This is a genomic window from Polaribacter sp. HA6-7, from assembly GCF_055693625.1.
Map to the genome: position 1 here is coordinate 520215 of NZ_CM146338.1, position 15230 is coordinate 535444.

Genomic DNA, 15230 nt, shown 5'->3' on the forward strand with positions numbered 1-15230 from the left:
TTTTAATAAATAAGATTTTTTTGAATTTTTAAATACTTAAGATATGCTTACAATAGACCCAAAAGAAGTTTCTACAGCAAAATTACATGGTTATTTACTAGGTGCCGTTGCCCCAAGACCAATTGCTTTTGCGAGTACAATAGATAAAGATGGAAATCCGAATTTATCTCCGTTTAGTTTTTTTAATGTCTTTGGTGCAAATCCGCCGATAATGATTTTTTCTCCTGCAAGACGAGTAAGAGATAATACTACAAAACATACTTTAGAAAATGCTTTAGAAACTAAAGAAGTAGTAATTAATATGGTTAATTACGATATTGTACAGCAGATGTCTTTAAGTTCTACTGAGTACCCAGAAGGTGTAAATGAGTTTGATAAAGCGGGCTTTACAATGCTAAAATCGGATATTGTAAAACCATTTAGAGTTGCAGAATCACCTGTGCAATTTGAATGTAAAGTTAACGACGTAATTTTTACAGGAGAAAATGGTGGGGCAGGTAATTTGGTTGTTTGTGAAGTAGTTAAAATTCATATTTCTGATGATGTTTTAGATGAAAACGGTGCAATAGATCAACATAAAATAGACTTGGTTGCAAGAGCCGGCGGAAGTTATTATTCGAGAGCAAGAGATGGTTTTTTCGAAATACCGAAACCAATTTCTACATTAGGTATTGGTGTTGATGCAATAAGTGCAGACATTAGAAATAGTACAGTTTTAACAGGTAATAATTTGGGTATGTTAGGCAACATAGAACAATTGCCTACCGAAGAAAGTGTTAATAACTTTGCGAAAGAACATCCTAAATTTATTGGGTTAGAAACCGCAAAAAAACATACATTTGCACAAGATTTTTTAAAAAAGAATGATGTAGAAAGTGCTTGGAAAGTGCTTTTAATTAAATAGTTAAGATTATATATTATGGAAGTTATTGGTAAAGTTAAGTTAATCGGAGATGTACAAACTTTTGGTGCAAATGGTTTTAGAAAAAGAGAATTAGTTGTTACAACAGATGATCAATATCCTCAAATGATTATGATTGAATTTGTACAAGATAAAGTAGATTTATTAAACAATTACGCTGTTGGGCAAGATGTAAAAGTATCTATCAATTTAAGAGGTAGAGAATGGATTAACCCACAAGGTGAAGCAAAATATTTTAACTCTATACAAGGTTGGAGAATAGAAAACTTATCTCAGTCTAACACACAAGGGCAAAACTTACCTCCAGTAGATCAGTTTCAGCCAGCATCTAACGTTTCTAACGAAGAGCCAGACGATTTACCTTTCTAGAATCTAGAAATTTAAATTAGATATAAAAAAAGAGTGCAATTATTAAATTGCACTCTTTTTTTATGTTGTTTTTGGTTTTTCTTTCTTTGGCATTGGGCCTCTAAGATGAATAACCAAACCATTTAAGAAGTTTCTTAATATTTGGTCTCCGCATTCTACATACTTCGGATGATCTTCACTTCTAAATAAAGCACCTAATTCTCCTTTAGAAACTTTAAAATCTACCAAAGCGCAGATTTCTATAATATCTGTATCACGCAATTTATGCGCAACACGTAATTTTTTTAAAATATCGTTATTTGTTAATCCCATATTGCAAAGGTACTATTTTTATGTAACTACTTTAAATATAGCCCAAGCATAAATTGCGAACCTTAAAAAACGGAATAATCCAAAAAAGACAACATTTCTAAAAGGATATTTAATCATACCTGCAGCTAAACACGCAATAGAAAAAGGCAAAGGTAAAAGTGCACCAACTAAAATTAAAAAGCCACCCCATTTTTTTGTGTTTTTAAGATTTGCTGCCATTTTAACTTCTAAATAATTCTTTACAGATTCTATTTTTAAAGTGGTTTTACCAATAAAATAAGATAACAAACCACCAAAATATGATAATGCAGCTAAAATTGATAAATTTAAAATAGGTTCGTCTGTTTTCTTTGTCCAAGCAATAAATATTTCTGGCGGAATTAAACCTAAAACAGTTTCAGAAATAAAAAATGTTATTAAAATACCAACTCTAGAAAAAGTTTCTGTAATTGTTTCTAAACCATTATTAATATCGTAAACGTATTTATTAAATAAAAATAGCCCTAAAACTACAAGTACAATTGGTAAGAAAGCTTTTTTTACACTTTCCCAAACAAACATATAAAAGCCTGTTCTACCATAATAGTTATGTAGCCTTTTACCTATAAATGCGGTTTTTTTCTTTCTCTTTTTTTCTTTTTTTCCAAGAAGACAATTGTTTAATTAATTTGCAAAAATAGTAACAAATTCTAAATAAATAAGAATAGAATTTTAGATTAACTGTTTTTTAAGAAATATGTAAGTTTGTTTCTAATTCTTAATTCTATTTTCATGATTTGGCTTACAGATAAAATTGATTTTCCTGATTATAAATATACCACAAAAGAGGGCATAATTGCTTTGGGAGGAGATTTATCTGAAAAAAGATTAATTTTCGCTTATCAAAACGGAATTTTCCCTTGGTTTTCTGATGATGATCCAATTGTTTGGTATTGTCCTTATGATAGAATGGTGCTTTTTCCGGAAGATTTAAAAGTATCCAAATCCATGAGAAAAATACTCAATAAAAATAAATTTACAATTACCGAGAATAAAGCTTTTGCAGAGGTAATTTATAATTGTAAAAATATTGATAGAAAAGATGATCTTGGTACTTGGATTACTAATGATATGGAACAAGCTTACATAAATTTGCATAAAACAGGTTTTGCAAAATCGATAGAAGTTTGGTTAGATAACGAATTAGTAGGTGGTTTATATGGCGTAGAGGTTAACGGCGTATTTTGTGGTGAAAGTATGTTTAGTAAAGTGTCTAATGCATCTAAATTGGCTTTTATTTACTTGGTTCAAACTAAAAAATACAAGCTAATCGATTGCCAAGTTTATAACAATCATTTAGCAAGTTTAGGTGCTAAAGAAATTGATAGGGCTTTATTTTTATCAATATTAAAAGAAAAATAAAAAAATCCTTGAGTAATTAAACTCAAGGATTTTTTTATATTATATGTAAGAATTACTGCTTATTTCTTAGCTAATAAATCTCTAATTTGCTCTAATAATTCTTCTTGAGAAGGTCCTGCTGGTGCCGGAGCTGGAGCTGGTTCTTCTTTTTTCTTTAAGTTATTTAAACCTTTTACAATTAAGAACATTACAAAAGCAACAATAATAAAGTCAATTACGTTTGTTAAAAAGTCTCCGTATAATACAGCAACTTCACCAACAACTTTACCAGTTTCATCTGCAACACCGTCTTTAACTATATATTTTAAGTCTTTTAAATCGGCATTGAAAATTAGACCAATTAAAGGTGAAACAATTCCACCAGTAAAAGAAGTAACAACTTGTTTAAAAGCTGCACCCATAACAAAACCTACTGCAATGTCAACAAGGTTTCCCTTCATTGCAAAGTCTTTAAATTCTTTAAGCATTCCCATTTTATAAGTATTTAATTGATTAATGAATGGCTAAAATACTAAAAAAATTATTTCTTTAACACTTTTTTAACACGTTGAGAGATTGCAGTCAAAGTTTCATAAACAATTGTTTCAGAAACGTTGGCAATATGTTGTATCATTTGTTGATTATTAAATATTATAACTGCATCACCTTCATTACAATTAATTTTAGTTACATCAACCATTATCATATCCATACAGACGTTACCTATAATAGGTGCTTTTTGGTTGTTAATTAAAACATATCCTTTTTTATTGCCAATTTTTCTAGACAAACCATCTGCGTGCCCAATAGGTACAGTTGCAGTTTTAGTTGGTCTTTTTGCCACAAATGCTCTATTGTAACCTACTGTTTCTCCTGGATTAATTGTGTGTATTTGAGATATTATAGATGTTAAATTGTGAGTGTTTTTTAATGCTGCAGTTTCTTTATCATCATTACCAAAACCGTACAAACCAATACCAACTCTAACCATATCAAATTGTGCTTTAGCATAATTTACAACGCCGAAGTATTTAATATATGTAATAAGGGTTCGTAGCCTAAATGCTTGTAAAATTGTTGGGCAATATATGCAAAGTTGTTTATTTGGTTAATGCTAAACTCTTGTTCTTCTGGATCTTCACTTGCTGCTAAATGAGAAAATAAAGATTGTACTTTAATGTGATTTGTTTTCTTTAAATCAGAAATTATAGCAGGAATATCTGTGTGCCAAAAACCCAACCTATTTAAACCTGTGTTAAATTTAATATGAATAGGATAATTCATTAAAGGAGCTTCGTCTGCTAACTTAAAAAATGCATTAAATATTTTAAAATTATATAAGTTTGGTTCTAATCGATAAGAAACAACCTCTTTTAAATTTGGTATCTGCGGATGTAAAACTAAAATAGGTTTAGAAATATTGGCTTCTCTTAAAGCAATACCTTCGTGCGTGTAAGCCACAGCAAAATAATCTACTTTATCCTCTAAATGTTTTGCAACTTGCACGCCATCGCTACCGTAACCAAAAGCTTTAACTACTGCTAAGATTTTTGTTTCTGGATTAATTTTTTGTTTAAAATAATTAAGATTATGGTCTAAAGCAGCACCATCAATCTCTAAAACGGTTACGTGGTTATTCATATTTAATGCAGTATTTTAGTCAGAATCTTTTGTAGCAGAATCTTTTTCTGTAGAAGATAAAACTTCTTGTTGTTGCTTTTGTAATGCTTTGTAATAAGCCGCTCTACTTAACGGTTCATATTCTTGCGTTTCACCTAACATTACAATGTTGTCGTTTTTAGCCTTTCTAAAACTGTAATGCGCTAAATTACCTGTATGCGTGCAGACTGCATGCACTTTAGTTACGTATTCTGCAGTTGCCATTAAAGCAGGCATTGGCCCGAAAGGATTTCCTTTAAAATCCATATCTAAACCAGCAACAATTACACGAATTCCTCTATTTGCTAAATCGTTACAAACCGCAACAATTTCATCATCAAAAAACTGTGCTTCATCTATACCAACAACATCTACATTGTTGGCTAAAAGTCTAATATTTGCAGATGCAGGTACGGGTGTAGATCTAATTCTATTATCGTTATGCGATACAACTTCTTCATCGTCATAACGAGTATCTACAGCTGGTTTAAAAATTTCTACACGCTGTTTTGCAAACTGTGCACGTTTTAAACGTCTAATAAGTTCTTCTGTTTTACCGAGAAAACATAGAGCCGCATATTACTTCTATCCAACCAAATTGTTCTGTATGATTTACTGTATTTTCAAGAAACATTTTGTAATTTTAGGCTTTAGAAATTTAAATTTTGCTTTACTTTCGTAATCAACAAATTTATTAAAAATTACGAGTAAATTATAACTTCAACTTACAACTTATGCACAAAAAATTGGAAAACGATTTAATGAGTTTAGCTCATAGCATTTTACAGATGAAAAATAAACAAGATGTAAAAGCTTTAAAAGACAAATCGCAGCAAATTTATGAGAAATTATCACTTTTGGCATTTGTAGAAGATTATGTAAACACCAATCCTAACTTATACGAAACAAAAGAAGAACTTGTAGAAAAGGTAACTTCTGCATTCGATAAAAAGCACACTATTATTGCTACTGATGATAAAGAAGATGTAGAAGAAGATTTTATAGATGTAAATGAAAAGCTTGTTGCAGAAATAGGAGACGATTTCTTAAAGCAAGAAATTGAAACATCAGAAATTTTGAAACCGCTTGAAGAAGAAGTTATCATTGAAACTTTAAAAGAAGAAGTTGTTAACGAGAAAATAGAAGTTGAAAAAGAAGAACCGATAGAACAACCTTTTGATGATTTAGAAGAACTAATTTTTGGGGATACAAAACCCACAAACTTTAAAGACGACCCCAAAGATGTTGGCGAAAAAAATGCAATTACTTTAGAGGAAGAATTGGAAGACACAATTCCGGTTGATGTTATTGCTAACTTGTTTGAACCTGTGCAACCAAAATCTTTAAACGATAAATTACAGACTAATATTCAAATTGGTTTAAATGATAGAATTGTTTTTGTGAAAAATTTGTTTGAAGGTAGCCAAGAAGATTTTAATCGTGTCGTTTCTCAATTAAATACATTTAAGACAGAAAAAGAAGCAAAAAAGTTTATCATTAAAATGGTAAAGCCAGATTATGATTGGTCTAATCAAGAAGAATTAGAAAATAGATTGTTAGAGATTATAGAAAGAAGATTCGCATAAAACCATTTATTTGAAACCAATTTTAATACATACACATTTTCATAAACGTAGAACTGGTGTTACAAGAAGTATAGAAAATGTTTTACCTTTTTTTCTGATACATACGAAACGTATCTATACGGATATGGTGCAAAAGGCACACATATTAAGACCAAAGAGCTAAGAAAGTTATTGTTTTCTGATAGAGAAGTTGTTGTGCATTGTCATCGTAATAACGAAATTATGCGTATGCTTTTTTTAGGTTTTTTGGCGCAAAATTTAAATTAGTAGCAACAAGACATGCAGAAACTGTTCCTTCCGGTTTAACAATGAAACTGCTAAAAAAGCAGATAAAGTTGTTACTTTGATAAATAGTATGAGTCAAAAATTGGGTATTAAAAATACAGTTGTTGGTCACGGAGTAGATGTAGATTATTTTAAGCCTAAAGAAAATGTTACTTTAAAAAATATAAAACAAGATCATATTATTTTATGTGCAGGTAGAGTTAGAAAAGCCAAAGGACAAGTAACATTGCTAAAAGCTGCTAAAATTTTAAATAATCATAAAAACTGGGCTTTGGTAATAGTGGGTAAAGTAGATAAACCTGCATTTTTAGAAGAATTACAACAAATTGCAAAAGAGCAAAAGGTTAACGAACAAGTTTATTTTGTTAACGAAACTCCAGATATATTATCATATTATCAAGCATCAAAAATAGCAGTTGTACCAAGTTTTTCTGAAGGATTTTCTTTGGTAACCGCAGAGGCAATGTCTTGCGGATGTTCTGTTATTGCAACAAAAGAAGTAGGCGTACATTCATCATTAATAGAAAACACAAAAAATGGTTATTTGTTTGCCCCAGGTAATAGCAGCGAATTAGAAAAACTACTTGAAAGTTCTATAAACGGAGAATTATCACTTTTAGGTAAACAAGCAAGAGAAGAAATTTTAAAAAACTGGAGTGCCTTAAAAGAAGCAGAAAACCTTATAAAAGTATATCAGAATTAGTAATTAAGGTAAAACTCTGTAACAAAATTAATTTGTAGTCGTCTTAAATTTAAAACCTACTAATTATGAAAAATATAGCGACAATTCTTTTCGCTTTTATTATTACAGCAACTTCGGCACAAGATGCCGCTTTCGAAAAATTTTATAAATCAAATAAAGAGAAATCTACTTTTTCTATAAATTTATCTGCATCCTTGGCAGGTTCATTTTTAGATGATGAAGATGATAGCGATTTAATGAATGTTATTAAAAAATCGAGCGATTTTAAACTTATGGTTTTTAATAATGATGATTATACTGTTGCAAAAGGCTTTAAAAAGTTTAAAAGAAGAAATAATTTAAAAACCTATGTTCGAGTTAAAGACAATGGTAGTAAAGCAGAATTGTATTTTGTAGAAAAAAACAATCTAATAAGAGAAATTATAATTAGAGCAAACAGTAATAACGATAAATTAGTGTTATTCGGTTTAAAAACTAAAATTACTAAAGAAGAATTAGCTGCAATGATATCATCTTCAAACATAGAAGTAACATCTAGATAAAAAACAAAAGAGAAGATTTAACCAATCTTCTCTTTTAATTCTGCAACCACTTTTTTACTATTTCCAATAAAAATTTCGTTATCAACAATAAAAACAGGTCGTTTTAAAAAAGTATATTCATCTAAAATATATTGCTTGTAATCTGCCTCAGAAATTTCCTGATTTTTTAAATCCATAGCTTTATATAATTTCGCACGTTTATTAAACAACGCCTCATAACTACCCGCAAGCTTGTGCATTTCTTCTAATTGCGCAACATTTACAGGATTTCCTTTTATTTCTTGTCGCTCAAAACCATCTGTATTTACCTCTTTTAAAATACGTTTACAAGTATCACAAGTTTGTAAAAAATAAACTTTTCTCATAGGAATCGATTATATTTGTTTACTCAAAAATAACATAAAAAATGAAGACACAATTCGATGTTTTAAGAAAATCTCGCGATTTAGTAATAAAAGAATTAGAAGGTTTAACATTAGAGCAAATTCATGTAATTCCTGCAGGATTTAAAAACAATATTGCTTGGAATGTTGCTCATTTAGTAGTCACACAACAATTATTACATTACAAAATGTCGGGTTTAAACTGTCTGTGTCCAGATGATTTAATTACAGATTTTAAAAAAGGAACTGTACCAACAAAACAATTTACAGAAGAAGAATTCGATGAAGTAAAAGAACTTTTAATAGGTTTGCCGGATACTTTAGAAGAAGATTTCGAAGCAGGTATTTTTAAAGAATTTACAGAATACCCAACAAGCACAGGTTTTGTGTTAAGCTCTATAGAAAATGCAATTGCTTTTAACAATTTTCACGAAGGAATTCACTACGGAATTATAAGATCTATAAAGAAATTTTTATAATTTTTTAGAAGCTATTTCCAGCTTTCACTACTCGCTTTTTTAGCTGTAAATTTTTTAAAATTTACAGCTAAAAAGAGCTCAAACAAACCGTTCAATCTGGGCTAAACTATTTGCTGGTTATTAGCAATTAGAAGTTAAAAGCTATCAAACAATGAAATTTAATACGAAAACTATTCACGGAGGCCAAAAACCAGAAAAATCAACAGGCGCAATTATGCCGCCAATTTTTCAAACATCAACATACGCACAAACAAACCCAGATCAAGAATTTCATTATTCAAGAGGAGAAAATCCGACAAGAAAGGCTTTAGAAGATAGTTTTACTGCGATAGAAAATGGTACAAAAGGTTTTGCTTTTTCATCTGGTTTAGCTGCAATAGATGCAGTTTTAAGACTTTTAAAACCCGGAGACGAAATAATTGCAGGAGACGATTTGTATGGCGGAACGTATAGAATGTTCACAAAATTATTTCAAAAATATGGCCTAGAATTTTCTTTTGTAGATACAGATAGTTTAAAAAATATTACAAATAAAATTACTAAGAACACCAAATTAATCAGGTTAGAAACACCAACAAATCCGTTAATGAAAATTGCAGATATAAATGCAATTTCTAATGCTGTAAAAGAAATTAATAACGAAATTTTAATAGCAGTAGACAATACATTTGCAACGCCTTATTTACAGCAACCTTTAAATTTAGGTGCAGATATTGTAATGCATTCTGCCACAAAATATCTTGGTGGGCATTCAGACATTATTATGGGTGCATTAATGGTTAAAGATGCTAAATTAGCAGAAGAAATTCATTTTATTCAATTTGTTGCAGGCGCAATTGCAGGTCCAATGGATTCTTTTTTGGCTCTAAGAGGCATAAAAACCTTACATATTAGAATGCAACGTCATTGCGAAAATGGTAAAGCAATTGCTAATTTCCTTAAAAATCATCCAAAAGTTGGTAAAGTTTATTATCCTGGTTTAGCAGAACATCCAAATTTTGAATTAGCAAAAAAACAAATGAAAGGCTTCGGCGGTATGGTTTCTTTCTCTTTAAAAGAAGAAACTAAAGAAGCTGCTTTTAAATTTCTAGAAAACACAAAGTTATTTACTTTGGCAGAATCTTTAGGAGGTGTAGAAAGTTTAGCAAACCATTCTGCAACAATGTCGCATGCATCAATACCGGAAGAAGAACGTTTAAAAATTGGTATTACAGATTCTTTAATACGTTTAAGTGTTGGTATAGAAGATGTAGAAGATTTAATACAAGATTTAGAAAATGCTTTACAAGCATAATGTTTAAAACACAAAAAAGGGAGAAATTTTAAAATTTCTCCCTTTTTTGTGTCTAGTAATTCTCAATTAAAATAAACCATTAATTTGAGAGTCTATTCGATCTATAATATATCCTAAATCTTCTTGATTTTTAACAAAATCTAAATTATCAACATCTATAACTAATAACTTTCCTTTGGTATATTTAGAAATAAAAGCTTCGTAACGTTCGTTTAGTCTGCTTAAATAATCAATAGAAATGGAGTTTTCATATTCTCTACCTCGTTTGTGTATTTGGCCAACCAAAGTAGAAATATCTGCACGTAAATAAATTAATAAATCCGGTGGTTGTACTAAATTTTCCATCAATTCAAATAAAGAAGAATAATTGCTAAAATCTCTATTTGTCATTAAGCCCATTGCGTGTAAGTTTGGTGCAAAAATATGAGCATCTTCATAAATAGTTCTGTCTTGAATAATGTTTTGTCCAGATTCTCTTAGTTCTAAGATCTGTCTAAATCTACTATTTAAAAAATATACTTGTAAATTAAAAGACCAGCGCTCCATCTCTGTGTAAAAATCATCTAAATAAGGATTTTCATCAACAGCTTCAAAATGAGGTTTCCAATTGTAATGTTTCGCTAAAAGTTTGGTTAGCGTAGTTTTACCAGCGCCAATATTTCCTGCAATTGCAACGTGCATATATAAAAAGGTATAAAATTAAAACGGTGGATAAAGGTACATAAATTTTATAATTAACAAATTAATTTATAACCAAAACCACGCACATTAATTATTTGAATATTTTCATCCTGGTTTAATTTCTTTCTTAATTTAGAAATAAAAACATCCATACTTCTTGCATTAAAAAAATCATCGTTTCCCCATAATTTATTCAAAATAAAAGTTCTGTCTAAAACTTCATTTTTCTTTTCGAAAAGATAGAATAATAATTGCGCTTCTCTGTGTGTAAGTTTTTGCTCTTCCTCAGAAAAAGTAAGAGTTTGTTTCGTTAAATTAAATAAGTAATTTCCAATTTTTATATTTTCTGTATTGGTTTTTAGTTGAATTTTATTCAGTAAAGATTTAATTCTTACAATTAATTCTTCCATAGAAAATGGCTTTTTTAAATAATCGTTGCCACCATTGTTAAATCCTTCTAAAACATCAGACGTTTGCGATTTTGCGGTAAGAAATATAATAGGAATATGTTTGTTTTCTGCTCTAATTTCTTTGGCAAGTGTAAAACCATCTTTAATTGGCATCATTACATCTAAAACTAAAATATCTCGGTTTTTCTTTCTGATATTTTTCGAGTGCAATTTTACCGTTTTCTGCATGAAATACTGTAAAATTTCTAGTTTCTAAACTTTCTTTTACAATCATACCTAAACTAGCTTCGTCTTCTGCAAGTAAAACTTTTATATTATTCATTTGGCAAGTTTATTTTAAATATTGTGTTGTTTTTTGTTGAAGATAAAGTTAGTGAACCAGCATGTTTTTCAATAATTTTTTTACTGTAATATAGTCCTATTCCAAAACCTTTTACATTGTGTGTGTTTCCTTTTGGAACTCTGTAAAATTTATCAAAAATTTTATCTTGTAGATTTTTGTCGATTCCGTTACCATTGTCTGCAACAGATATTTCTGTGGTATTTAAAATAGAATTGATATTAATTTCTATGGCATTGCCGCCATATTTAACAGCATTATCTATTAAGTTAGAAACAGCATTTTCAAAATGAAAATTATCTACATTTAAATAGATTGGTTTTAGGTTTGTAGAAAAGTTAATTTCTTTATCAGTATTTAAAAATTGATGTTTATTTGCCAATTTTTCTATGGTATTTGTAATATCTATAGATTCTTTTTTTAAGATTAATTGTTCGCTATCTAAGGTTGCGGTTTCTAGTAGTTTTTCTACCATTTGATGCAATTTTTTTAGTTGAAAAGAAGACATCGAAAGGTATTTTTTAGTTTTTTCTTTATCATCTAAAACATTAAAATTTTCTAAGGCTTCTATGGCTGTAGCAACTGTGGCTATTGGTGTTTTAAATTCGTGTGTTATATTACTAATTAAATCGTTTTTTATGATTGCCAATTCTTTTTGTTGATTGATTACTTTTAGCATATAAAATAGACTGTAAATTACTGCTAATGATAGTAAAAAAGATAAAAATATACCCAAAGTACTTCGTTTTAAAGTTTCAATATTGGGGTTGTTGTAGATCAGTTTAAACTCTTCGTTGTCTTTAACGTAGGTAGACTTAGAACTAACGGAAAAAACTCTTCATCTAAAATAGAATCTTTTGTTTTATGAAATAAAGTATCATTTTTAAAATGATGAAAACTTGTTTTTAGAATTATCTTTTTTTGTGATAACTGTTTTTCAACTAAAGAATCTATCTTATCATATTCTATACTTTCATCTATAAAAGAAATAAAAATTGGTTTTATGTTTTTTAAAAACTTTAAACTATCTGCTGCTTTTTTACCCTTAAAATATTTTACATTAGTTTTAGAGCCATCATTATTTATTGTAATACCTTGTTTAGAATCTAAAAGTTGCGTTAAAACTTTACTTTTTTCTGTTTTTTTACGACTACACTGTCTATTTTAGTGTTAAAATTAGTAACAAATTCCTTGGTAGAATTCATCATAGAATCTATTTTTTCTTTAGAAAGGTTATCATTAGAAGTTATTTTTATATTATTGATAGTAACTTTTGGTTTTACTTTTTCAGAGTTGTTTTCTTTTAAATTTTGTAAAATTTTACCGATAGAATTTTCTTCAATCGTTTTACTGTTATTTGGCTTGTTCTCTATAATAGTTAAGAAGTTACTTTTTGCCAAAGAAGAGTAATATTCTTCTACAGCATTGTCTAAACTTAACTGAATTTCGTTTGTTACCTGTCTTTTATTTTCTTCGTAGTTTTTATAATTCCAATAAAATTGGATGGCAATAGTTGCTACTATGGTTGTAGTAATTAAGTATATAATCCATTGCTGTTTATTTGCTTTCATGTTACAAATATAGGTTCTAAATATTATAAAATGAGTCGGTTAACACTCGTTAACACTCGTTAACTATAAATTGTTTTGTTGTGTTGCACCTTTGTAGTGTTCAATTTAAAAAACAATATTATGAAAAAACTAACTACTTTATTTTTACTTTTTATTTCGCTACTTATAAATGCACAAGAAAGCAATACAAAAGCAGCTTATTCTAAAGATGAAATTTCTAAAATAACTTCTTTGGCTTTTACTTCAACTTCTGTAAAAGATTTAGAAAAGATTAATTGGAAAGACATTGAAAGCATTTTTGAACACAATAAACCTAATGAAAAAATTGCATTGAGTTTTGAGTTGGATTTGAAAGATTCTAAAAATAAATTTAAAGGTAAAATGGAAGTTTCAGGAGAAACAAAAAACATTGATTCTTTAATATATAAATCAAAAAAAATAATAAAGACATTAATTAAAATTTCTAAAAAATACTAAAACCGTTAAATTATGAAAACACTATTAACAACATTTGCATTTTTGATGGTAGTATCATTCAATGCTCAAAATTTTCAAGGAAAAGCTATTTATAAAACTAGTAGAAAATCGAACGTTAAATTTGGCAACGATAAAAAATCTACAATGTCAGATGAAATGAAGTTAAAACTACAAGCTAGATTGCAAAAAATGAATCAGAAAACCTATAATTTAGATTTTAATAAATATGAATCTGTTTATAAACAAGATGTTGCATTAGGTGCACCAAGAACTCAAGTTGGTGGTGCTCAGATAAAAATGATTTCTTTTGGTGGTGGAAGTAGTGCTTTTTTGTATAAAAATATAAAAGAAAAGCGATACGCAAAACAAACAGAAATACAAGGCAAACGCTTTTTAATAAAAGATCAAATAAATAAAAAGGATTGGGTAATGTCTTCAGAAACAAAAAATATTGGAAAGTATACCTGTTATAAAGCAACTTATACAAAAGAAGTTGAAAATAAAAAAATGACGATTGTTGATGGTAAATCAGAAATAAAAACAACAAAAGAAAAGGTAACTACAACAGCTTGGTATACGCCGAAATACCTTTAAGTCATGGTCCTGATAACTATCAAGGTTTACCTGGTTTAATTTTAGAAATTAATGATGGTAAAACCACAATTGTTTGCACAGAGATCATTATAAATCCTTCTGAAAAAATAGCTATTACAGAGCCAAAAAAAGGGAAGGTAGTTAGTCAGAAAAAATTTAATAAAATTCAGGAAGAAAAGTCTAACGAATTAATGGAAAAATTTAAAAGTAGAAATGGTATGGACTTAGGAAATGGCATAAATATTAAAATGGGAGGATAATCTTTTTTTAGTTTTAGTAAAAAATTAAACGAGCAAATTAAACTTTTAAGTTTTTTTAAGTCTTATTAGAAATTACTAATACTATTTTAGTGAAAAAAGATAAAAAAATCATGAAACAATTAATTACATTATTCTTAGCCTTTGTTACAATTGGTGTATTTGCTCAGAAAAATTTTCAAGGAAAAGCAACCTATATGTCTAAAACTACTTTAGATATGAGTAGTTGGGGAGGCAGAATGAATAGCATGTCTGAAGCACAAAAGAAACAAATTGCAGATAGGATGAAATCGATGTTAGAAAAAACATTTATTTTAAGTTTTGATAAAACAGCATCTATTTATAAAGAGGATGAAAAATTAGAAGCGCCTGGTGCAGGTGGTGGTTTTAGAATGGGAGGTTTAACTGATGGAGGTACTAAGTATAAAAATACAAAAGAACTTGTAGCATTAGAGTCTAAAGAGTTTTTTGGTAAAAACTTTTTGATTTCTGATACTATGGAAATGCCACAATGGGAGTTAGGTAGCGAAACAAAAAAAATAGGAAACTATATTTGTTATAAAGCAACACTTACCAAAGATGTAGATGCTACAGATTGGAGAAACATGAGAAGAAGAAACAGAGATGATGATAAGAAGAAAAAGGATGCTAACAAAGACACTACAGAGACAGTAAAAGTTACAGAAGATATAGAAATACCAAAAAAAATAACGGTTACAGCGTGGTATACACCACAAATACCGGTAAGTAATGGTCCTGGAGAATATTGGGGATTGCCAGGTTTAATTTTAGAAATTAATGAAGGAAGAACTACTATTTTATGTACAGAAATTGTACTAAATCCCTCAGAAAAATTAGAAATTGAGAAGCCAACAAAAGGAGATAAAGTTACAAGAAAAGAATACACAGATGCAATTACTAAAAAAATGGAAGAGTTTAGAAATAGCAGAGGTAGAGGTAGAGGTGGAAGAGGTAGATTTTAATTA

The 15230-nt window shown here is 29.0% G+C and carries 18 protein-coding genes and 4 pseudogenes; 12 read left to right on the plus strand and 10 right to left on the minus strand.

Annotated elements, in window-relative coordinates; genetic code table 11:
* The first annotated feature begins 43 nt into the window (after positions 1 to 43).
* Together ACZ1HD_RS02905 and ACZ1HD_RS02910 are read left to right on the plus strand one after the other, a co-directional pair.
* Positions 44 to 904, plus strand: a complete 861-nt coding sequence (locus tag ACZ1HD_RS02905; protein ID WP_340935116.1) for a flavin reductase family protein — start codon at positions 44 to 46, stop codon at positions 902 to 904.
* Between the two features lie 15 nt (positions 905 to 919).
* Positions 920 to 1291, plus strand: coding sequence for a DUF3127 domain-containing protein (locus ACZ1HD_RS02910; protein WP_077811116.1), 372 nt, complete (start codon positions 920 to 922; stop codon positions 1289 to 1291).
* A gap of 60 nt (positions 1292 to 1351) precedes the next feature.
* Here ACZ1HD_RS02910 and ACZ1HD_RS02915 read toward each other — a convergent pair whose 3' ends face one another.
* Entirely contained in the window at positions 1352 to 1603 is a 252-nt protein-coding gene (locus ACZ1HD_RS02915) for a DUF1456 family protein (protein WP_077811117.1), read from the minus strand.
* An 18-nt stretch (positions 1604 to 1621) separates the two neighbouring features.
* Positions 1622 to 2164 carry a short-chain dehydrogenase gene (locus ACZ1HD_RS02920; protein ID WP_472688602.1) on the minus strand — a complete coding sequence of 181 codons (543 nt, stop codon included), beginning with the start codon at positions 2162 to 2164 and terminating at the stop codon, positions 1622 to 1624.
* Between the two features lie 210 nt (positions 2165 to 2374).
* Between ACZ1HD_RS02920 and aat the strand changes: the two genes are divergently transcribed.
* Entirely contained in the window at positions 2375 to 3004 is a 630-nt protein-coding gene (gene aat / locus ACZ1HD_RS02925; RefSeq protein WP_375240233.1) for a leucyl/phenylalanyl-tRNA--protein transferase, read from the plus strand.
* A 59-nt stretch (positions 3005 to 3063) separates the two neighbouring features.
* Here aat and mscL read toward each other — a convergent pair whose 3' ends face one another.
* The 3 genes and pseudogenes from mscL to ACZ1HD_RS02940 form a co-directional block, all read right to left on the minus strand.
* Positions 3064 to 3471 carry a large conductance mechanosensitive channel protein MscL gene (gene mscL / locus ACZ1HD_RS02930; protein ID WP_340935242.1) on the minus strand — a complete coding sequence of 136 codons (408 nt, stop codon included), beginning with the start codon at positions 3469 to 3471 and terminating at the stop codon, positions 3064 to 3066.
* 53 nt (positions 3472 to 3524) lie between these two features.
* Positions 3525 to 4624 (minus strand): annotated as a pseudogene (gene alr, locus ACZ1HD_RS02935) (alanine racemase).
* Between the two features lie 15 nt (positions 4625 to 4639).
* Positions 4640 to 5276, minus strand: a pseudogene (locus tag ACZ1HD_RS02940) (thymidine kinase).
* A 100-nt stretch (positions 5277 to 5376) separates the two neighbouring features.
* Here ACZ1HD_RS02940 and ACZ1HD_RS02945 point away from each other — a divergent pair.
* The 3 genes from ACZ1HD_RS02945 (at position 5377) to ACZ1HD_RS02955 (ending at position 7758) form a co-directional block, all read left to right on the plus strand.
* Positions 5377 to 6228: a hypothetical protein gene (locus ACZ1HD_RS02945; RefSeq protein ID WP_472688603.1), complete on the plus strand. Its 852-nt coding sequence runs from the start codon at positions 5377 to 5379 to the stop codon at positions 6226 to 6228.
* Between the two features lie 355 nt (positions 6229 to 6583).
* A complete protein-coding gene (locus tag ACZ1HD_RS02950) occupies positions 6584 to 7216 on the plus strand; it encodes a glycosyltransferase family 4 protein (RefSeq protein WP_472688604.1) in 633 nt (210 codons plus the stop codon).
* Positions 7217 to 7281: 65 nt separating this feature from the next.
* Positions 7282 to 7758, plus strand: coding sequence for a DUF4252 domain-containing protein (locus ACZ1HD_RS02955; RefSeq protein ID WP_340935103.1), 477 nt, complete (start codon positions 7282 to 7284; stop codon positions 7756 to 7758).
* Between the two features lie 17 nt (positions 7759 to 7775).
* Here the strand turns inward: ACZ1HD_RS02955 and ACZ1HD_RS02960 are convergent, their stop codons facing one another.
* Positions 7776 to 8123: an arsenate reductase family protein gene (locus ACZ1HD_RS02960; RefSeq protein WP_472688605.1), complete on the minus strand. Its 348-nt coding sequence runs from the start codon at positions 8121 to 8123 to the stop codon at positions 7776 to 7778.
* Positions 8124 to 8164: 41 nt separating this feature from the next.
* On the opposite strand from ACZ1HD_RS02960, the gene ACZ1HD_RS02965 reads away from it, so the two are divergent.
* Positions 8165 to 8620 (plus strand): DinB family protein, encoded by a 456-nt coding sequence (locus ACZ1HD_RS02965; protein WP_472688606.1) that lies wholly within the window; start codon positions 8165 to 8167, stop codon positions 8618 to 8620.
* 151 nt (positions 8621 to 8771) lie between these two features.
* Positions 8772 to 9914, plus strand: a complete 1143-nt coding sequence (locus ACZ1HD_RS02970; protein ID WP_472688607.1) for a trans-sulfuration enzyme family protein — start codon at positions 8772 to 8774, stop codon at positions 9912 to 9914.
* Positions 9915 to 9980: 66 nt separating this feature from the next.
* Here ACZ1HD_RS02970 and ACZ1HD_RS02975 read toward each other — a convergent pair whose 3' ends face one another.
* From ACZ1HD_RS02975 to ACZ1HD_RS02990, 4 genes and pseudogenes are all read right to left on the minus strand, one after another.
* Positions 9981 to 10595 (minus strand): deoxynucleoside kinase, encoded by a 615-nt coding sequence (locus ACZ1HD_RS02975; protein ID WP_077811129.1) that lies wholly within the window; start codon positions 10593 to 10595, stop codon positions 9981 to 9983.
* Between the two features lie 53 nt (positions 10596 to 10648).
* Positions 10649 to 11327: pseudogene (locus ACZ1HD_RS02980) on the minus strand (response regulator transcription factor).
* The gene (locus ACZ1HD_RS02985) at positions 11320 to 12081 is read right to left on the minus strand and encodes a sensor histidine kinase (RefSeq protein WP_472688608.1); all 762 of its coding nucleotides are present in this window, start codon (positions 12079 to 12081) and stop codon (positions 11320 to 11322) included. Before ACZ1HD_RS02985 ends, ACZ1HD_RS02980 begins: the two are co-directional and overlap by 8 nt.
* Positions 12082 to 12463: 382 nt before the next feature.
* On the minus strand, positions 12464 to 12916 hold the full coding sequence (locus tag ACZ1HD_RS02990) for a hypothetical protein (RefSeq protein ID WP_472688609.1): 453 nt from the start codon (positions 12914 to 12916) through the stop codon (positions 12464 to 12466).
* A gap of 120 nt (positions 12917 to 13036) precedes the next feature.
* Between ACZ1HD_RS02990 and ACZ1HD_RS02995 the strand changes: the two genes are divergently transcribed.
* The 4 genes and pseudogenes from ACZ1HD_RS02995 (at position 13037) to ACZ1HD_RS03010 (ending at position 15227) form a co-directional block, all read left to right on the plus strand.
* On the plus strand, positions 13037 to 13393 hold the full coding sequence (locus tag ACZ1HD_RS02995; protein WP_340935091.1) for a hypothetical protein: 357 nt from the start codon (positions 13037 to 13039) through the stop codon (positions 13391 to 13393).
* Between the two features lie 45 nt (positions 13394 to 13438).
* A pseudogene (locus tag ACZ1HD_RS03000) lies at positions 13439 to 13974 on the plus strand (GLPGLI family protein); the annotation flags it as partial.
* A 60-nt stretch (positions 13975 to 14034) separates the two neighbouring features.
* Positions 14035 to 14247, plus strand: a complete 213-nt coding sequence (locus tag ACZ1HD_RS03005) for a hypothetical protein (RefSeq protein WP_472689260.1) — start codon at positions 14035 to 14037, stop codon at positions 14245 to 14247.
* A 110-nt stretch (positions 14248 to 14357) separates the two neighbouring features.
* Positions 14358 to 15227: a GLPGLI family protein gene (locus ACZ1HD_RS03010; RefSeq protein ID WP_077811134.1), complete on the plus strand. Its 870-nt coding sequence runs from the start codon at positions 14358 to 14360 to the stop codon at positions 15225 to 15227.
* The last annotated feature ends 3 nt before the right edge of the window (positions 15228 to 15230 follow it).